Here is an 18,510-nt window from a genome sequence, read left to right as displayed (position 1 = left end):
AGGGCACGGCAGCCGTGCTGCGGGTGTGTCCGGGCCCGCAGGGGTAGACTCGGCGCGAGGTCGAGAGGCGCTGCGACGGGCGTGGAGCGCCCGCCACGCTCGGCCGCGATCACGACCTGTCAGCGGGGGCGTGACCAGTGACAAGGGCGCCTCCGGACAGTACGGAGGTAGCCAGGTGGTCCAGTTGTCACACGTCAGCGACTTGTCACACGTCAGCGACAGTGAGCGGGCGCTCCGGGAGCTGCTCAGCCAGCGGATCGCGGTACTCGACGGGGCGTGGGGCACCATGCTGCAGGGTGCCCGGCTCACTCCGGAGGACTACCGCGGCGACCGGTTCACCGATCATCCGCGCGACGTCGCTGGTGACCCGGACCTGCTGAACCTGACCCGGCCGGACGTGATTCTCGACGTGCACCGGCAGTACCTGGCCGCCGGGGCGGACATCACCACCACCAACACGTTCACCGCGACCAGCATCGCCCAGGCCGACTACGGTCTGGAGGCGTACGTGCCGGAGATGAACCTGCGCGGCGCACAGCTGGCCCGCCAGGCCGCCGACGAGTTCGGCGGGCGGTTCGTGGCCGGCTCGGTCGGCCCGCTCAACGTCACCCTGTCGCTGTCGCCCCGGGTGGAGGACCCGGCCTACCGGGCGGTCACCTTCGACCAGGTGAAGGCGACGTACGCCGAACAGATGGTGGCGCTCGCCGAGGGCGGCGTCGACCTGCTGCTGATCGAGACGATCTTCGACACGCTCAACGCCAAGGCGGCGATCGCGGCGGCCCGCGAGGCCGTCCCGCAGCTGCCGCTGTGGATCTCCGTCACCATCGTCGACCTTTCCGGGCGGACCCTGTCCGGGCAGACCGTCGAGGCGTTCTGGCGCTCCGTCGAGCACGCCCGGCCGCTGGTCGTCGGGGTGAACTGCTCGCTCGGTGCGGAGGAGATGCGCCCGCACGTCGCAGAGCTGACCCGGCTGGCCGGCACCTTCACCGCCTGCCACCCCAACGCCGGGCTGCCGAACGCGTTCGGCGGCTACGACCAGACGCCGACCGAGACCGGCGCGCTGCTGGCGGACTTCGCCGGCGCCGGCATGGTCAACCTCGTCGGCGGCTGCTGCGGCACCACGCCGGAGCACATCGCGCAGATCGCCAAGGCCGTCGCCGGGGCGCCACCCCGGGTCGTGCCACAGCCGGAGCGGACCAGCCGGTTCAGTGGTCTGGAGCCGTTCGAGATCGGCCCGGACACCGGGTTCGTGATGATCGGTGAGCGGACCAACGTGACCGGGTCGGCGAAGTTCCGCCGGCTGATCGAGGCCGGCGACTTCCAGGCCGCCGTGGACGTGGCGCTCGACCAGGTCCGGGGCGGGGCGAACCTGCTCGACGTGAACATGGACGCCGACCTGCTCGACAGTGAGCAGGCGATGGTCACCTTCCTCAACCTGATCGCCACCGAGCCGGAGGTGGCCCGGATCCCGATCATGATCGACAGCTCGCGGTGGAGCGTGCTCGAGGCCGGGCTCAAGTGCGTACAGGGCAAGGCCGTGGTCAACTCGATCAGTCTGAAGGAGGGCGAGGAGGTCTTCCTCGACCAGGCCCGCAAGATCCGTGGGTACGGCGCCGGCGTGGTGGTGATGGCCTTCGACGAGCAGGGCCAGGCCGACACCACGCAGCGCAAGGTCGACATCTGCGCCCGCGCGTACGACCTGCTCACCGGGGAGGCCGGGTTCGACCCGACCGACATCATCTTCGACCCGAACGTGCTGGCCGTCGCCACCGGGATCAGCGAACACAACGGGTACGCCAAGGCATTCATCGACGCGCTGCCGCTGATCAAGCAGCGGTGCCCGGGCGCCCGCACCAGCGGCGGCATCTCCAACCTGTCGTTCTCGTTCCGGGGCAACGACGTGGTCCGCGAGGCGATGCACTCGGCGTTCCTGCTGCACGCGGTGCGGGCCGGACTGGACATGGGCATCGTCAACGCCGGGCAGCTCGCCGTCTACCAGGACATCCCGGCCGACCTGCTGGAACTGGTCGAGGACGTGCTGTTCGACCGGCGCCCGGACGCCACCGACCGGCTGGTCACCTTCGCCGGCACGGTCTCCGGCTCCGGCACGAAACGCGCCGTGGACCTGTCCTGGCGCGACGCGCCGGTCGCCGCCCGGCTGTCGCACGCCCTGGTTCACGGCATCGTCGACTTCATCGAGTCCGACACCGAGGAGGCCCGCCAGCAGGCGGCCCGGCCACTCGACGTGATCGAGGGTCCGTTGATGGACGGCATGAAGGTCGTCGGCGACCTGTTCGGCTCCGGCAAGATGTTCCTGCCACAGGTGGTCAAGAGCGCCCGGGTGATGAAGCGGTCGGTCGCCTACCTGGAGCCGTACCTGGAGGCCGAGAAGGAACAGGCCCGCCAGGACGCCACCGCCGCCGGCACCGAGTTCGACCCCGCTGGCGAACGCGGGCCGGGCACGGTGGTGCTGGCCACCGTCAAGGGCGACGTGCACGACATCGGCAAGAACATCGTCGGGGTGGTGCTGGGCTGCAACAACTACCGGGTGATCGACCTCGGGGTGATGGTGCCGGCCGCGAAGATCCTGGACACCGCGATCGCCGAGAACGCCGACGCCGTCGGGCTGTCCGGCCTGATCACCCCGTCGCTGGACGAGATGGTCACGGTCGCCGGAGAGATGCAGCGCCGCGGGCTGAAGCTGCCGCTGCTGATCGGCGGGGCGACCACGTCCCGCCAGCACACGGCGGTGCGGATCGCGCCGGCGTACGAGGGCGTCACCGTGCACGTCCTCGACGCCTCCCGGGTCGTCGGGGTGGTCTCCGACCTGCTCAGCGCCGACCGGGCGGAGCAGTTCGACACAGACAACCGGGCCGACCAGGAGCGGCTGCGCGAGCAGCACACCAACCGGCGGCAGCCGCTGCTCACCCTGGCCCAGGCCCGGGCCAACCGGGAGACGGTCTCCTTCGACGACCTGCCGGTGCCGGCGTTCACCGGGGTGCGCTACGTCGAACCCACCCTCGACGAGCTCCGGCCGATGATCGACTGGCAGTTCCTCTTCCTGGCCTGGGAGCTCAAGGGCAAGTACCCGGCAATCCTGGAGCAGCCGGTCGCCCGGGAGTTGTTCGACGACGCCAACACGATGCTCGACCAGATCATCGCCGACGGTTCGTTGCGGGCGCACGGCGCGTACGGGTTCTGGCCGGCCCACTCCGACGGTGACGACCTGGTGCTCGGCGCCGACTCCGGCCAGTCGGTACGGCTGCCGATGCTGCGTCAGCAGACCACCAAGCCGGCCGGCCGACCCAACCGCAGCCTCGCCGACTACGTGGCCCCGGCCGGTGACCACCTCGGCGGCTTCGCGGTCGCCGTACACGGCGCGGAGGAGCTGGCCGCCGGCTACGAGGCCGCTCAGGACGACTACCGGGCGATCATGGTGAAGGCGCTGGCCGACCGGTTGGCCGAGGCGTTCGCCGAACACCTGCACCTGCGGGCCCGGCGGGACTGGTACGAGCCGGACGCCGACCCGGACGTGGCGGATCTGCACGCCGAACGGTTCCGGGGAATCCGCCCGGCGCTCGGTTACCCGGCCAGCCCGGACCACAGCGAGAAGTGGCAGCTGTTCGACCTGTTGGACGCCGGTCGGGCCGGGATCGCGTTGACCGAGTCGGGGGCGATGACCCCGGCTGCGGCCGTCAGCGGACTGCTGTTCGCCCACCCTGCGTCGCGCTACTTCACGGTGGGACGCATCGGCCGCGACCAGGCCGAGGACTACGCCGCCCGACGGGGGGTGCCGCTGGCCGAGGTGGAGCGCTGGTTGCGGCCGAACCTCGGGTACGAGACCGACTGAGCCGCAGCTGGCTGCCGCACACCGACGAGGACGCAGCCGGTCGGGGTGTCCGCGACGAGTCGTCGCGGACACCCCGACCGGGATCGCCGGCGGCTGGGGAGGGTCAGCGCGACGCGGCGATGTCGGCGCAGTCCGACTCGTCGGGCAGCAGCGGCCGCAGGGTGACGGTCCACCGCTTACCGTCGGAGGTCCACGGGGTGGCGGTGGTGGCGTCCTCCGCCAGCGTCCGCAACTTCTCCAGCTCGGCACCGGTGACCGTCACGCAGCCGAGCTCCAGGTTCGGCGACAGCGCCGTACCGGGCAGTTGCGGGCCGGGCCAGGCCACCTCCGCCTGGCTGGCGTCGACTGTCTCGTCGACGGCCACCCACGGCTCGGCGACAGCGGCGATCGCCGTCGCCACGTACGGCGCGGAATCGTCCGCCGAGCCGCCGATCGTGCCCGGCAGGTCGGTCAGCGAGTCGGCGAACGCCCGCAGCTTCTCCCGGGCCGAGACCTGCTCGTCGGTCAGCCCTGACTGCCCGGCGTCGGCGGCCTCCGCCAACGCGTAGACCTCCAACTGCTCGACGCCGTCGTCGGTCTGCACGGTGAACCGGGTGGAGGTGGCGTCGGCCACCGGCGGGGTGCCGAGGTCCGACACGGTCCCGACCCCGGCGGCCAGCGCCTGCTTGACCAGGTCGTCGACCTGCTCGGCGCTGATCGTCTGGACCTGCAGGTTGGGCATCGCCGGACCGGGATAGACCAGGATCGTGGGGCCCTGGGTGATCACCCGGCCGTCCGCGTACACACTGATCAACGGCAGCCGGGTCGCCAGCATCGCCGGGGTGGTGAACCCACCGGTGTGGTCCACCCGCAGCACCAGTGCGTCGCCGGACAGCGCCGAGCCGCCAGCGACGGCGTCCTCGGCGGCGTCAGCCCCGCCGGTCTGGGCACATGCAGTGGTCAGCAGCAACAGGGAGGCGGCGGTCGCCGCCACCCGTACGCCTCGATAAGTCGTCATGTCCACTGAGACGTGGCTCAATCCCGGACGGTTCCCACCGTCGCGCGGTCCGGGGCCGCGGCCGGGGAGACGACCACGTACCGGGCGGTGGCCAGGACCGTCGCCAGGACCAACGCTGCCGTGCCGGCGATCCCCGCCGCGCTGCCGGCGTAGGCCACGAACAGCCGGCGGCGGCTCACCACCTCCAGCGCAGTCGCGGTCACCGGTTCGGTCGACACCAGCGCCAGCCCGGCCACGACCAGCAACGCCAGCCCGGCCGTGACCAGCAGGGTCGACGCGGCCGGGTGCCGGCCGCTGGGGCGCAACTCGGCGTCGGCCGGCCGGGCCAGCGCGAGCACCAGCATCCCGGCCGCCGCCCAGGCCCCCACCACCAGGATCGCCGCCACCGCGTCGCTGGGCCGGTGCCAACCGGCCAACAGCGTCGCCACCCCGGCGGCCGCCGCGTACGCCGCGCCGGCCAGCGCACCGATCCCCCGCAGCGCCGCCGGCAACACCAGCACCAACGCCACCGCCACCGACACGGCGACCGTGGTGTGCCCGCTGGGCAGGCTGTTGGCCGCGTACGCGTCGATCGGGTCGACGCCCAGATCCGGCCGGCCGACCCGGTACTTGAACAGCTGGGTGGTCAGGTTCGACCCGGCGATCACCGCCATCGCCACCACAGCGAGCAGCACCCGGCCGCGCAGCAGCGCGATGAACCCGATGACCCCGGTCGCCAGCGCCAACGACGCCACCGACACCACACCGAGAACCGTGCTCGCCGGCCCGTACGCCTCGTCCTGGCCGATCGAGTTGCCGGTCAGCGCGATCGTGTCGAGCATCTGCCCCCGCCAGGTCCGGACGAAGGCCCACCAGACCAGCGCGAACGCCAGAGTCTGCCCGACGGCCAGCAGTAGGCACCAGGCCGCCAGAAGGGTCGCGCCGCGACTGCGCATGTCGTCACGGTAGCGCCGGCCGGACGGCACCGCCCGGGTCAGAACCAACCGGCGATCCAGTTCCAGGCGCTGACCACCCATTCGGTCTGCCGCAGGTACGCGAACCCGACGACGATCAGGTACGCGCCGGTCACCATGTGCGAGGCGCGGGCGCCCCGGCGTACCCGGCCGAGCTGGCGCTCCAGCACCACCCGGCCGACCACCCGGCAGAGCGCGAACAGACCGACGCCGACCAGCAGGGTCAGCACGAAGGTGAGCACCGGGCTGCCCAGGTTGCCGCGCGCCGAGATCGCCCAGACGCCCCAGCAGACGAAGGCGAACAGCCCGCCGAGCACGCTCCACTCACCGCCCCGGCGCAACTGGGCCAGATGGTGGCTCATCGGCGGGCGGGGCTGGCGTACCGGGCCGTCCGCCCAGCCGGGTCCGCCGGCCTCCGGCGGCCAGCCGGTGCCGGTCGGTTCGTGCGGCGCGGTGAACTCGGCGGTCCGGGGCGTGGCCCGGCCGACCTGCGCGACCCCGCGTTGGAACACCCCGGCACCGTCGGCGCCGGGGCCGCCCGCCGCGTCGGCACCACCCGGCGCACCGCCCGGCAGGGTCGCGGTCTCGCCGCCGTCCGGTGTCCGCTGCGGCGGCACCTCGACGGTCCGCTCGGCCCATGGCGTGTGCTGATCCGGCATGTTTCCTCCCCACGGGTGCGGGCGGACCCCCGTACCGCTAGATGCTCACTTTCGAGAGTAGCGAGCCGACAAATAGGTCGCCGACCCCGCCACCGATCGGCTAGACAGGTGCAGTGACCGATATTTCGCCGCCGATGCGGGCCGCCGTACCAGCGGATTTCGATCCTGTCCTGGAGCTGCTGCTGGCGGCGTTCCACCAGAATCCGGACCCGGACTTCGTCGCCATGGAACGCGACGTCTTCGAACCCGACCGGTGCCTGGTCGTCACCGACGACGACCGGATAGTCGGCCACGCGGGCGCGTACACCCGGCAGTTGACCGTTCCCGGCAACGTGCTGGCGGCCGCGCACGTCACGATGGTGGTGGTGGCACCGACCCACCGGCGACGCGGGCTGCTCACCCGGCTGATGCACCGTCAGCTGCGCGAGGTCCGCGACGGCGGCGAGGCCGTGGCGGTGCTCTGGGCCAGCGAGGGTCGCATCTATCCCCGGTACGGCTACGGCATGGCGGCGCAGCGCCTCGAACTCGACATCGACCTACGGGAGACCCGGGTCGCCGGCTCGGGTCCGACCACCGGCCTGCGCACCGGTGACCCCGACGCGCTGGCACCGGCGCTGGCGGCGGTCTACGAGCGGGTCCGGGTCGGTCGGCCCGGCTGGTCGGGCCGCGACGATCGCTGGTGGCGGTACGTGCTGGCCGACACGCCCGCCCGGCAGTCCGGGCAGACGGCGCTGCGCGCGGTGGTCCACGACGGGCCGGGTGGGCCGGACGGCTACGCCCTGTGGCGCACGACGAGCGACTGGTCCGCCCGGGGCCCGCAGGCCCGGGTCCAGGTCGTCGAGGCGGTGGCCGACGATCCGGCCGCGTACGCGCAGCTGTGGCGGTTCCTCACCGGCATCGACCTGAGCCGCAGTGTCTCGTTGCGGTACTCGGCGACCGACGAACCGCTGCTGCACCTGGTCGACGAGCCCCGGCAGCTCGGCGCGACCCTCGCCGACAGCCTCTGGGTCCGGCTGGTCGACGTCGGCGCGGCACTGGCCGCCCGCCGGTACGCCGCCGGGGTGGACGTGGTCGTCGACGTCACCGACGGGCTGCTGCCGGACAACGCCGGCCGCTGGCGGCTCACCGGCGACCGGGAGCGGGCCCGCTGCGTACCGAGCACCGAACCGGCGGATCTGGCCTGCGACGTGCGTGATCTCGGCGCGGCGTACCTGGGTGGGGTGTCGCTGCGGGCGCTGGCCGCCGCCGGCCGGGTCCGCGAGCTGCGCCACGGCGCGGTGACCGAGGCGGCGACCGCGTTCGGCTGGGACCGCGCCCCGGCCGGCATCGAAGTGTTCTGAGCCGCCGCCGGGCGCGGTACGGTCGGCGCATGGCGGACATCGAACGGCGACGGCGACGGCAGCGGCACGGCACGCCGACCGAGCCGGGTGCACCGACATCGGACCGGCCGACGCCGGCATCGGACCGCCCGACGCCGGCGGCCGCAAACCGACCAGCGCAGTGGCCGGTCCCGCCGACGGGCCCTGATCCGGTCCCGGCCCGCCCGCCGGCACCGGGGCCCCGGCCGCCCTCCCCCGTACCGCGTGGGCCGGAGCCCGGCGGGCATCGGCAGCGCCGGCAGACCATCGGGCGCTCCGGCGGCGGTGGCGGCAGCGGCTACGGCTCCGACGACCGGGACACCGACCGGGGCCTGCGCGGTCTCGTCGGCTCCGGCACGTCGCAGGTCAACCCGGCCACCGCGCTACGGGCCCGGGACGCCTCCCGGCCCACCGGAGACGACCTCGCCGCCGCCGAGGAGACACTGACGATCGTCCGCCGGCACTGGGTGCCCCGGGAGGACCTGCCCCGCCGCTGACGACGCCGTCACGGCAGCGGCGGCAACTCCCGGTCGACCTCGTACGCGGCGACCTGGGCGATCCGCCGGGCATGCCGGTCGTTGCCGGAGAATCCGGTCGCCAGGAACGCCTCCACCAGGGTGGTCGCCTCGTCGAGGGTGTGCTGACGGGCACCGATCGCGACGATGTTGGCGTCGTTGTGGGTGCGCGCCAGCTGCGCGGTCTCCAGGTTCCAGGCCAGGGCCGCCCGGACCCCGGGGACCTTGTTGGCGGCGATCTGCTCGCCGTTGCCGGAACCGCCGATCACCACCCCGAGGCTGCCCGGGTCGGCGACCACCCGGGCGCCCGCGTGCAGGCAGAACGCCGGGTAGTCGTCGTCCGGGTCGAACTCGTGCGGTCCGACGTCGGTCACTTCGTACCCCTGCTTGGCCAGGTGGTTGGCCAGGTGCACCTTCAGCTCGTAGCCGGCGTGGTCGGCTGCCAGGTAGACGCGCATACCCGCAGTCTGTCAGCGCCGGCCGGGCACCGGCACACCCGGGTCAGCCGATTTCGGCCACCACCAGGCCGCCCCGGGCCTTCGGGGTGAACCAGGTGCTCTTGCGGGGCAGTTTCTGCCGGGCCAGGTTCACCGCGACGAAGTCGTCGACGGTGACCGGGGCGATCAGTACCGCCAGTTCGGCCCGGCCGGCGTCCACCTCACCGGTCAGCCAGCCGGCCGGATAGTCGCCGCCGACGTAGGTGATCCGCTTGTCACCGGGGTCGAGGCCGAGGACGCCGCGCAGCAGCACCCGCTCGACCAGGGCGTGGTCCAGGTTGTCGACCCGGTCACCGGAGCCGGTCGGCAGGGTCACCTCGTAGCCACGACCGGCCAGGTAGAGCTGCACGGTGCCGCCGACGGACGGCACCGTCGGCGCACCGTCGAGCGCCGTCACCGTGGCACCGGCGGCCCGCAGCCCGGCCAGCAGCTCGTCCGGGGTCGACGGCAACTCGCTGACCAGCCGGTTGTACGGCTGGATGGCGACCGAGGCCGGAGTGGTGACGACCGCCAGGAAGCGGGTCAGCCCGCCGGTCTGGGCGGCGAGACTGCGGTGGTTGCCGTCGGCCACGACGAGTTCGCCGCCGCCGGCCAGCGCGCAGAGCCGGTCCTGCAGCGGGCCCGGCCCGACCGGCCAGATCGCATGGGTGCGGCCGGCCTGGTCCAGGTCGGTCGCGGCCGGTGCGCCGGCGGCGTCGCAGGCCGCGGCCAGCGCGGCGTGCAGCTCGTCGCCGACGCCGGTCTGCAGCAGCAGCACCGGGGAGAGCAGGTGCCCGACGGCCTCGGCGAGCGCGACCCGTTCGCGGACCTTGGCGATGAACACGTCCTCGTTGCGGATCACCAGGCCCGGTTCGTCGGCGCTGGTCGAGATCTGGTCGGTGTCGACCATCACGAACAGGCCGTACGCGGCCGCGTCGCTGGCCGGCTCGGTGATCCGGTAGAGCACCGCCACCTGGTCGTCCGGGGTGTAGCTACCGTCGGCGCGGGCCTGGGCGAACCGCTGTGCGGCGACCGGCAGGCAGTCGAGGAAGGACCGGCCCAGGCTCTCCGGGGCCCGGTGCGGCATCTCCACCGCCAACGCGCTACGGGGATTCGCCTCGATGATCGCGGTGATCTCGGCGTCGGAGGCGAACTCGTCGTAATTCTGCGCGCCGGTGTCTCCGGTGGTGATCCAGGCGCGGGGAATCGGGTGTGCGACCGTCATGGCGCGGACGCTACCGGCGGCGTCTGCTGTGACGCCCGATACATCCGCCCTGTCCACCCGATGGACAGCGGCCCGGCTCCACCGGGCCGCTGCCCATCGCAGGCGCGGCGGGCGCGGCGGATCATCCCACCGGGGTGGCACGCCGGTGCCGGCCACCGGCGGACCGGGCGGCCGGCACCACCGCCGTCGGGTACGACGACCCGACCGCCAACGGGTACGACGGCGTCACGGCCGCCAACGGGTACGACGGCGCCGGCCCGTACGGGCCGTCCTCGGTCGCCGCGCCCCAGACCCGGGCCGCGATCGCCTCACGCAGCACGGGCAGATCCCAGTAGTCGGCGTCGATGTCGATGTCGACCAGCATGTTGACCTCCGATGCGTCGGGTGGACCCGGCTACCTGCCGGGCCGGCGGGGTGAACATCCTGGGAAACGACCCGCGTCGCCGACGCGTCACGTGGCGCGTGCAGCGACACGCCGGGGACTTTCCGCCCGTCAGTCGAACGTGGGATCCACGTCCCGGGACCGCTTCAGCTCGTAGAATCCCGGGGTCGAGGCGACCAGCAGGACCCCGTCCCAGAGTCGCCCGGCGGCCTCGCCACGCGGCGTCGGGGTGACCACCGGGCCGAAGAAGGCGACCTGGCCGGTGCCGTCCGGGCCGGGCGCGTGGATCACCGGAGTGCCGACGTCCATGCCGACCGGCGCCATCCCGGCGGCATGACTGGTCCGCAGCGGCCCGTCCCAGGTCGGGTCGGCGGCCGCGGCGGCGAACCCCGGATCCAGGCCGGCGTCGGCGAGCGCCCCCGCGTACAGCTGCTCGTCGATGCTCTCCCGCCGCAGGTGGATCCGCTCGCCCAGCGCGGTGTAGACCGCCCGTACCGCCGCCTGGTCGTGCTTTTCCTGCACCGCGACGGCGACCCGGACCGGTCCCCAGGCCTGGTCCAGCAGTTTGCGGTACTCCTCCGGCAGATCACGCCCCTCGTTGAGCACGGCCAGGCTCATCACCCGGAACCGCACGTCCACCGGCCGGACCTGCTCCACCTCCAGCAACCACCGCGAGGTGATCCAGGCCCACGGGCACATCGGGTCGAAGTACATGTCCACGGTCTGACGGTCGGACATCAGACTCCCTCTCTTTTCTGCGGCGGCGTTGGGCCGTCCCGGTCCGGTTTACCTCGCCGGACGTCGGTCAACCCACCCCACGTCCATGATGTGGGCCGGCCTCGCCACCGGCCCATGACGTGAAAGACTTGGCCGAACGGGGCCATTCCCAGCAGGTCCCCGTGCCGTCGACGAAGACGGCAGGACGATTTCGGACGGAGGCACCACGGTGGCTGGAGTGCGCAACCTGACCCAGGTCGAGGCGGCTGAACGTGCCCGCCTGCTCGATGTGACCGGGTATGACATCCACCTGGACCTGTCCGCCGCCGGCAACGCCACGGACAACCGGGTGTTCCGCTCGACGACGACGGTCACCTTCCGCTGCACCGAGCCGGGCGCGAGCACCTTCATCGAAGTGGCGGCCGACCGGCTGCACACCGCGACGCTCAACGGACGCCCGCTCGATCCGGCCGGCTGGTCGGCCGAGACCGGGCTGACCCTGCCGGACCTGGCCGCCGAGAACACCCTGGTCGTCGAGGCCGACTTCAGCTACTCGGCCAGCGGGCAGGGCCTGCACCGCAGCGTCGACCCGGTCGACGGCGAGACGTACCTCTACAGCCAGTTCGAGACCGCCGACGCCCAGCGGGTGTACGCCTGTTTCGACCAGCCCGACCTCAAGAGCGTCTACACCTGGCACGCGGTCGTGCCGGCGCACTGGCGGGCCATCTCGAACATGCCGGTCGCCAGCGAGGAGCCGGCCGGTACCGACGCCAAGACCGTCCACTTCGTCGAGTCGGCGCGGATGAGCACGTACATCACCGCGCTGTGCGCCGGCCCGTACCACGAGGTACGGCGCAGCCACGACGGCGTCGACCTGGGCTACTTCTGCCGGGCCAGCATGGCCGACCACCTCGACGTCGACGACCTGCACCTGATCACCGCACAGGGCTTCGACTTCTTCCAGACCCAGTTCGGGGTCCGGTACCCGCTGCCCAAGTACGACCAGATCTGGGTGCCGGACTTCAACGCCGGCGCGATGGAGAACTTCGGTGCGGTCACCCACGCCGAGGCGCACTACATCTTCCGCTCCCAGGTCACCGATTTCGAGTACGAACAGCGGGCCAACACCGTGCTGCACGAACTGGCGCACATGTGGTTCGGCAACCTGGTCACCATGCGCTGGTGGAACGACCTGTGGCTCAACGAGTCGTTCGCCGAGTGGGCCAGCCACTGGTGCAACTCGGAGGCGACCCGGTTCACCGACGCCTGGACCACGTTCCTGTCGGTCCGCAAGAACTGGGGCTACCGGCAGGACCAGCTCTCCTCCACCCACCCGGTCTACTGCGAGATGCCGGACCTGGAGGCGGTCGAGGTCAACTTCGACGGCATCACGTACGCCAAGGGCGCCAGCGTGCTCAAGCAGCTCGTCGCGTACGTGGGTCTGGAATCGTTCCTGGCCGGCCTGCGCAGCTACTTCCAGCGGCATGCCTGGGGCAACGCCACCTTCGACGACCTGCTCACCGAGCTGGAGACCGCCTCCGGTCGGGAGCTGCGCAAGTTCGCCGCCCAGTGGTTGGAGACCGCCCAGGTCAACACGTTGCGGCCGGAGCTGTCGGTCGGCGCAGACGGCACCTACCAGCAGGTGACGGTGCTGCAGGAGGCCCCGACCGGATACCCGACGCTGCGTACCCACCGGATCGGGGTCGGCCTCTACGACCTGGTCGACGGGCGACTGGTGCGCCGGCACCGGGCCGAGGTCGACATCAGCGGTGAGCGGACCGCGCTGCCCGAGCTGGTCGGGCAGCGCGCCGCCGACGTGCTGCTGCTCAACGACGACGACCTGAGCTACACGAAGCTGCGACTCGACCCGGACTCGATGTCCAACGTGGTACAGCACATCAGCGCGTTCGAGTCGTCGCTGGCGCGGGCGCTGTGCTGGGCGGCGGCCTGGGACATGGTGCGCGACGGCGAACTCGCCGCCCGCGACTACGTCGCGCTGGTCCTCGCCGGGCTGCCCGCCGAGACCGACATCAACCTGGTGACCGCGACCCTGCGGCAGGCGACCAGCACGCTGACGTTCTACGCCGAGCCGGGCTGGGCACCGCAGGGCTGGGCCGACCTGGCCCGTACCGCCCGGACGGCGTTGCGGGCAGCCGACCCGGGCAGCGGTTTCCAGCTGGCCTGGGCGCGCAGTTTCGCCACCGCCGCCCGCTCCGACGACGACCTGGCGGTGCTGCGGGGCTGGCTCGACGGCGCCGATGTGGTGCCGGGGCTGACCATCGACACGGAGCTGCGCTGGACGGTGCTGCAGTCGTTGGCCGCCAACGGTGCCGCCACCGGCGAACAGATCGACGCCGAGCTGGCCCGGGACCGTACCGCCAGTGGCGAACGGGAGGCCGCGCTGGCCCGCGCCCTGTTGCCGGACGTCGCCAACAAGGCGGCCGTCTGGGCCCAGCTGACCGGACCCGACAGCCTGCCGAACTGGCAGCACCGGGCATTGCTGCAGGGCTTCCAGCACCCGACGCAGATCGAGCTGACCGCGCCGTACCGGCAGAAGTACTTCGAGGTGGCCGGCCGGATCTGGGCGACCCGCGACAGCGAGCCGGCGCAGGAGTTCGTCATGCTCGCCTACCCGGCGTACCTGGTGTCGCAGGAGACGGTCGACGCGACCGACGAGTGGTTGGCCGGCGAGGGCCACCCGGCACCGCTGCGCCGGCTGGTCGCCGAGGGCCGCGACGGGGTGGTCCGGGCGTTGACCGCGCGGGCCACCGACACGGCTGCCGCCAGCTGAGCGAATCCCTAGCCGACCGGCCGGCTCGGCGCACCGGACGCCATCGATGTGAGGCTGAGATACCTGACAACTGAGTCGTAGGGTGCCTCAGCCTCACATCGGTGCCGCCCTTCCGGTCGTCGGGCTCAGCCGACGCGCAGGGCGGCGGCCAGATGTGGAACTCGCCGTCGACGTGAGGTCAGCAGCGTTGCCAGGTCGTCACGGCTTCCGGTCAACGGGCGGTGGCGGAGGCGCTGGCCGGTTCTGCGCGCGAAGCCGGTAGATTGCGGCCTCACCTTCGCCGGAGCCATCTCAGCAGGTGCCAACTGCTCCCGCCGGACTTTGATATAGCTTCCGCCGCCGCTGCCGCTGTCGATCCAGACTCTCACCAAACCGCTCCCCGGTAGCTGGCGCGGACCAACCACCAACGTCTCGGCCATAGGCCCTCCTCATTCCGCGTCGATGAAGGAACTCTACCGCTGGCGGTACATGGTCGTCCATGGTCTGCCATAACAGAATGTGGCCCGCCGCCAACGCATATCGTTCGGGCCGTGATCGATCCGGACGGGCCGGTGCCGCTCTACCGCCAACTCGCGGACCTGCTTCGCGCCCAGATCGAAGCCGGAGAACTACCGCCGGGCCGGCCGATCCCCAGCGTCGTCCAGCTTCAGCAGCGGTACGGACTCGCCCGAGGGACCGTGCTACACACCGTGCGTGTCCTCGTAGACGAGGGCCTCGTCCAGGTGGTCAAAGGGCGGGGCGTCTTCGTCAGGCCGAGGTGACCGACGATCATCCGACGACAGATCCGATCACGGCCGGCTGTCTGCGCACCAACTGTGGCACCCAGTCGGGTGTGCAGCGACCATTTGCGCAGCGCGACGCCTGACCCTCGGATCGACCGCCGAGCAGGCGCGAACGGACCGCGCCCGACCCCGCACCTGCTTTCCTCGTGCCGCTCAGCCGGCAGGACTGGCCGAGCGCCGCTGTCATCGACCTCTCCCGGGTGCGGTCGCTCGACCGGCGTCAGTCGCCGGACCGGCCGGCCAGCTCACCTACCCGACCCTCACGGCCCTGACGACCGCCGTCCGCTATTACCTTGGCGCGACGGACCGCGTCTCGTAGAAGACCCGACTTCGCCGATCAAGGTCGGTACGGCGGCATCCATTTCGGCGCGACGCGGGACGGGGCGACTCAGCCGCAGCGGGTGATCCGGGGCGGTTCGCCGGACGGGGCCGGCGGGCAGGGCCGACGCTGAAGGCATGCGTGCCATCCAACTCACCGCGCCGGGCACCCTCGAACTCGTCGAGGTGCCCACCCCGACCCCCGGTCCCGGCGAGGTGCTGCTGACCACGGCGGCCGTCGGCGCTTGCCACTCGGACCTGCACATCCTCGACGCGCCCGCCGGGGTCTTCCCCACCCCGATGACCCTTGGCCATGAGATCGCCGGCCGGGTCGCTCAGCTCGGCCCAGGGGTGAGCGGATGGTCCGACGGGGACGCCGTGGCGGTGTACGGAATCCTCGGCTGCGGGCGCTGCCGGGCCTGCCTGCGCGGGCGGGAGAACCAGTGCCGCACCGTACCGGTCGGCGGCGTCGGCCTCAGCCGCGACGGCGGCCTGGCCGACCACGTGGTGGTGCCGGCGGACCGGCTGCTGCCGCTGGGCGGGCTTGACCCGGTGCAGGCGGCGCCGTTGACCGACGCCGGGCTCACCCCGTACCACGCGATCTCACTGAGCCGCGACGCGCTCCGACCCGGCACCTGCTGCGTGGTCATCGGCATCGGTGGTCTCGGTCACATGGCCGTACAGATCCTCGCGGCGACCACCGCCGCGACGATCATCGCGGTGGACACCAGGGACACCGCGCTACGGCTGGCCAAACAGATGGGCGCGCACCACACCGTGCAGGCCGGGCCGGCGGCGGTCGAGCAGATCCGCGAACTGACCGGTCCGGCACCGGACGGTGCCGAGGTGGTCCTCGACTTCGTCTGCGGCGAGGCAACCCTCGACACGGCCCGTCAGGTCGTCGCCACCGGCGGGCAGCTCACTCTCGTCGGCCTCGGCGGCGGTACGCTGCCCGTCACACCGACCGCGGAAGGCCCGCCGCCAGTGCCGTTCGAGACCGACGTGATCGTCCCGTTCTGGGGCACCCGAGCCGAACTGGCCGAGGTGATCGCGCTCGCCCGGCAGGGTCTGCTCCGCGCCGAGGTGCAGACGTTCCCGCTGACCGAGACGGTCCAGGCGTACCAGCAGTTGCGTGAGGGCAAGATCCACGGTCGGGCCGTGCTGGTGCCCTGACCGGCACGAAGCGGACCGATCAGATCTTGCCGGCGCGCGAGGCCAACTGGTCGATGCCGCTGACCAGGCCGCCGGCCAGGTCGCCGCCGCCGAAGGAGGCCACCATGGACAGCGCGGCGAGCTTGGCGTCGCGGTCCGGGATCCGCCGGCGCGCCTGCGCGCCGGTCACGATCTCCAGCAGCCGCTGGTTCGGCGACACGGCGATGAGCACCGAGGCGTCCGGGTCGGTGAGCTGCCGGTGCAGGGTCACCGCGTACTCCCGGGACGGCTCCTCGATCTCGCCGACGTAGATGCTGAACGCCAGGCCGGTCGCCGAGTCCGCCAGCCGCAATGCCTCGTCGAGGCGGAGCAGCTGCCGGGTGTTGAACGGCCCCGGCATGGTCGCGGCCCGGCGGGTGGCGTCACTCGACTGCTCGTGCACCTGCTCACCAACGGTCACTTGCGCCTCCCGTCACACCCGGCCGGGACTGCCCGGAACCGGCCTCAGCGGACTCGATCGCCGCCGGTTCCGTACCGGCCGGCAGCTCCGCCGCCTGGACCCCTGCGGACCTGTCGCCGGCGGCGACGTACCAGACCGGGCTGAACTCGAACGGTCGGCCCGGACGGTAGCGGCGGTCCGCCCCACCGCGCCCGCCGACCAGCGCCAGAGCGGCCACCACGAGTACGACGACCGCTGGGATGACGACGAAGTACAGCACCGTGTGGGTTACAGACAATCTCAACGCCCCCCGGCATCGGTTCAAGGGACTCAGCGGATGTCAGAAGTCCTGGACGTGGCCGCGCCGCCAGCCCGTTGCGGCTCAGACGCCTTCACGGTAGCGGAGCCGTCGGCCCACCAGATCTCCGGGTGCCGCCCGGTCCGGCCGGCCCGCTGCTCAAGTTGGGCGGCGGCGGCCAGCACCGTGGCGTCCGCACCGGCCTGCCCGGTCAGCAGGACGCCGACCGGCGCACCGGCAGCACTGTCCGCCACCGGAACGGACACCGACGGTTGCCCGGTGACGTTGAACACCGCACAGTACGGCGAGAAGCGCCGCTGCCGGTCGAAATCCTCCGCCGGGTCACCCGTTTCGGTGAACCAGCCGACCGGTGCCTGTGGCCGACTCAGCGTCGGGCACAACAGCAGGTCCAGCCCGGCGACGGCGTGCATCGCCCGGCGTACCTGGACCTGCAGCTCACTCAGCGTGGTGACCAGCGTCGCCGCGCTGATCGCCTGACCGCGCTCGCGCAGCAGCCGGGTCAGTGGCAGCAGCTGGTTCTGCCGCTGTGGCGGCACCGGGGACAGCGCCAGGACGTACCAGATGGTCTCGAACAGCGGCCACAGTTGCGGCCCGAGCGGTGCCGGGACCTCGACCACGTCGTGGCCGGCGTCGGCGAGCAGCGCCGCCGCCGTGTCCACCGCCGCCACACAGTCGGGGTGCACCGGTTCGTCGGCGAGCATCGGGGTGGTGAACCGGCCGATCCGCAGCCGACCGGGATCGGCGGCCCGAGCGGCGGCCAGGTACCCGCCGGCCGGCGCGGCGGGTGGCAGGTACGGCTCGCCGGGCACCGGCACCGCCATGGCGTCGAGCAGCGCGGCGGCGTCGGTCACCGTCCGGGCGATCGGCCCGTGGCTGGGCAGCCCGAACCCGCCGGCGCCGAGGGGCCCACCGGAGACCAGCCCCCGGGTCGGTTTGTAGCCGACCAGGCCGCAGAGCGCGGCCGGGATCCGGTTGGAGCCGCCGCCGTCGGAGCCCTGCGCGAACGGGACCAACCCGGCGGCGACCGCAGCGGCGGCACCCCCGCTGGAGCCGCCGGCGGTGCAGGTCAGATCCCACGGGTTGCGCGCGGGCGGGGCGACCTCGCCCTCGGTGTAGAGGGAGCAGCCCAGCTCGGCGGCGCTGGTCTTGCCGAGGCTGACGGTGCCGGCGGCGCGCAGCAGCCGCACCACGTCGGCGTCGACGCTCGGTACGTGGTCGACGAACGCGGCCGAGCCGAAGGTGGTCCGCACCCCGGCGGTCAGCGTGAGGTCCTTGATCGCCACCGGTACGCCGTACAGCGGGCCGGGGTGCCGCCGCTCGCGGCCGGCCGGCGGGACCTCGTCGAGTGTCCTGGCCTGCGCGCGGGCGGCGTCCGGGGTGACCGTGACGAAGGCGCCGACGGTGTCGGAGTGCGCGGCGATCCGGGTCAGGTAGTGCTCGACGAGGTCGATGCTGCGCAGTTCGCCCCGGCGGACCGCGGCCGCCTGCTCCACCGCGCTCAACTCATGGATCTGCGGCATGGGTCGATCCTGGCAGGCCACCCGCGCACCGGACGCACCCGGGTGGTGCGGCGGGGT

General features: G+C 72.5%; 17 protein-coding genes. 6 read left to right on the top strand and 11 right to left on the bottom strand.

Annotated features, from left to right (window positions below; genetic code table 11):
* Nucleotides 1–184: 184 nt before the first annotated feature.
* The gene (gene metH, locus ACN28F_RS23935; RefSeq protein ID WP_289210875.1) at nucleotides 185–3,850 is read left to right on the top strand and encodes a methionine synthase; all 3,666 of its coding nucleotides are present in this window, start codon (nucleotides 185–187) and stop codon (nucleotides 3,848–3,850) included.
* 103 nt (nucleotides 3,851–3,953) lie between these two features.
* On the opposite strand, the gene ACN28F_RS23930 is transcribed toward metH, so the two are convergent.
* The 3 genes from ACN28F_RS23930 to ACN28F_RS23920 are packed head-to-tail and all read right to left on the bottom strand — an operon-like array spanning nucleotide 3,954 to nucleotide 6,459.
* Nucleotides 3,954–4,847, bottom strand: a complete 894-nt coding sequence (locus ACN28F_RS23930; RefSeq protein WP_289210125.1) for a hypothetical protein — start codon at nucleotides 4,845–4,847, stop codon at nucleotides 3,954–3,956.
* 17 nt (nucleotides 4,848–4,864) lie between these two features.
* Complete coding sequence (locus tag ACN28F_RS23925; RefSeq protein ID WP_421359777.1) at nucleotides 4,865–5,782, bottom strand: phosphatase PAP2 family protein; 918 nt, start codon at nucleotides 5,780–5,782, stop codon at nucleotides 4,865–4,867.
* Between the two features lie 38 nt (nucleotides 5,783–5,820).
* Nucleotides 5,821–6,459 carry a hypothetical protein gene (locus ACN28F_RS23920; RefSeq protein WP_421359776.1) on the bottom strand — a complete coding sequence of 213 codons (639 nt, stop codon included), beginning with the start codon at nucleotides 6,457–6,459 and terminating at the stop codon, nucleotides 5,821–5,823.
* A 134-nt stretch (nucleotides 6,460–6,593) separates the two neighbouring features.
* Here ACN28F_RS23920 and ACN28F_RS23915 point away from each other — a divergent pair, with 134 nt between their 5' ends.
* Nucleotides 6,594–7,799, top strand: a complete 1,206-nt coding sequence (locus ACN28F_RS23915) for a GNAT family N-acetyltransferase (protein ID WP_421361491.1) — start codon at nucleotides 6,594–6,596, stop codon at nucleotides 7,797–7,799.
* A 29-nt stretch (nucleotides 7,800–7,828) separates the two neighbouring features.
* The gene (locus ACN28F_RS23910; protein WP_421359774.1) at nucleotides 7,829–8,314 is read left to right on the top strand and encodes a hypothetical protein; all 486 of its coding nucleotides are present in this window, start codon (nucleotides 7,829–7,831) and stop codon (nucleotides 8,312–8,314) included.
* Between the two features lie 8 nt (nucleotides 8,315–8,322).
* On the opposite strand, the gene ACN28F_RS23905 is transcribed toward ACN28F_RS23910, so the two are convergent.
* The 4 genes from ACN28F_RS23905 to ACN28F_RS23890 all read right to left on the bottom strand — a co-directional run bounded on the left by ACN28F_RS23905 (nucleotide 8,323) and on the right by ACN28F_RS23890 (nucleotide 11,153).
* Nucleotides 8,323–8,790 (bottom strand): ribose-5-phosphate isomerase, encoded by a 468-nt coding sequence (locus ACN28F_RS23905; RefSeq protein ID WP_289210122.1) that lies wholly within the window; start codon nucleotides 8,788–8,790, stop codon nucleotides 8,323–8,325.
* 43 nt (nucleotides 8,791–8,833) lie between these two features.
* On the bottom strand, nucleotides 8,834–10,033 hold the full coding sequence (locus tag ACN28F_RS23900; protein ID WP_289210121.1) for a DUF1015 family protein: 1,200 nt from the start codon (nucleotides 10,031–10,033) through the stop codon (nucleotides 8,834–8,836).
* A 121-nt stretch (nucleotides 10,034–10,154) separates the two neighbouring features.
* Nucleotides 10,155–10,397 carry a hypothetical protein gene (locus tag ACN28F_RS23895; protein ID WP_289210120.1) on the bottom strand — a complete coding sequence of 81 codons (243 nt, stop codon included), beginning with the start codon at nucleotides 10,395–10,397 and terminating at the stop codon, nucleotides 10,155–10,157.
* A 129-nt stretch (nucleotides 10,398–10,526) separates the two neighbouring features.
* On the bottom strand, nucleotides 10,527–11,153 hold the full coding sequence (locus tag ACN28F_RS23890) for a disulfide bond formation protein DsbA (RefSeq protein WP_289210119.1): 627 nt from the start codon (nucleotides 11,151–11,153) through the stop codon (nucleotides 10,527–10,529).
* A 217-nt stretch (nucleotides 11,154–11,370) separates the two neighbouring features.
* On the opposite strand from ACN28F_RS23890, the gene pepN reads away from it, so the two are divergent.
* Complete coding sequence (pepN, locus tag ACN28F_RS23885; protein ID WP_289210118.1) at nucleotides 11,371–13,923, top strand: aminopeptidase N; 2,553 nt, start codon at nucleotides 11,371–11,373, stop codon at nucleotides 13,921–13,923.
* Nucleotides 13,924–14,048: 125 nt separating this feature from the next.
* Here the strand turns inward: pepN and ACN28F_RS23880 are convergent, their stop codons facing one another.
* Nucleotides 14,049–14,342: a hypothetical protein gene (locus tag ACN28F_RS23880; protein ID WP_289210117.1), complete on the bottom strand. Its 294-nt coding sequence runs from the start codon at nucleotides 14,340–14,342 to the stop codon at nucleotides 14,049–14,051.
* 111 nt (nucleotides 14,343–14,453) lie between these two features.
* On the opposite strand from ACN28F_RS23880, the gene ACN28F_RS23875 reads away from it, so the two are divergent.
* Both ACN28F_RS23875 and ACN28F_RS23870 read left to right on the top strand, forming a co-directional pair.
* Nucleotides 14,454–14,684: a GntR family transcriptional regulator gene (locus tag ACN28F_RS23875; RefSeq protein WP_289210116.1), complete on the top strand. Its 231-nt coding sequence runs from the start codon at nucleotides 14,454–14,456 to the stop codon at nucleotides 14,682–14,684.
* 477 nt (nucleotides 14,685–15,161) lie between these two features.
* The gene (locus ACN28F_RS23870; RefSeq protein WP_289210115.1) at nucleotides 15,162–16,196 is read left to right on the top strand and encodes an NAD(P)-dependent alcohol dehydrogenase; all 1,035 of its coding nucleotides are present in this window, start codon (nucleotides 15,162–15,164) and stop codon (nucleotides 16,194–16,196) included.
* A gap of 19 nt (nucleotides 16,197–16,215) precedes the next feature.
* On the opposite strand, the gene ACN28F_RS23865 is transcribed toward ACN28F_RS23870, so the two are convergent.
* The 3 genes from ACN28F_RS23865 to ACN28F_RS23855 are packed head-to-tail and all read right to left on the bottom strand — an operon-like array spanning nucleotide 16,216 to nucleotide 18,453.
* The gene (locus ACN28F_RS23865; protein ID WP_421359771.1) at nucleotides 16,216–16,635 is read right to left on the bottom strand and encodes a DUF5130 family protein; all 420 of its coding nucleotides are present in this window, start codon (nucleotides 16,633–16,635) and stop codon (nucleotides 16,216–16,218) included.
* A complete protein-coding gene (locus ACN28F_RS23860; RefSeq protein WP_289210114.1) occupies nucleotides 16,622–16,912 on the bottom strand; it encodes a hypothetical protein in 291 nt (96 codons plus the stop codon). The genes ACN28F_RS23865 and ACN28F_RS23860 overlap by 14 nt, the downstream gene beginning before the upstream one ends.
* 32 nt (nucleotides 16,913–16,944) lie before the next feature.
* The gene (locus tag ACN28F_RS23855; RefSeq protein ID WP_421359769.1) at nucleotides 16,945–18,453 is read right to left on the bottom strand and encodes an amidase; all 1,509 of its coding nucleotides are present in this window, start codon (nucleotides 18,451–18,453) and stop codon (nucleotides 16,945–16,947) included.
* Nucleotides 18,454–18,510 lie beyond the last annotated feature (57 nt).

This window comes from Solwaraspora sp. WMMA2101, from assembly GCF_049179175.1.
GTDB lineage: Bacteria > Actinomycetota > Actinomycetes > Mycobacteriales > Micromonosporaceae > Micromonospora_E.
The sequence above is the reverse complement of the archived record's forward strand: the minus strand, read 5'-3'. Positions and strand labels throughout refer to the sequence as shown.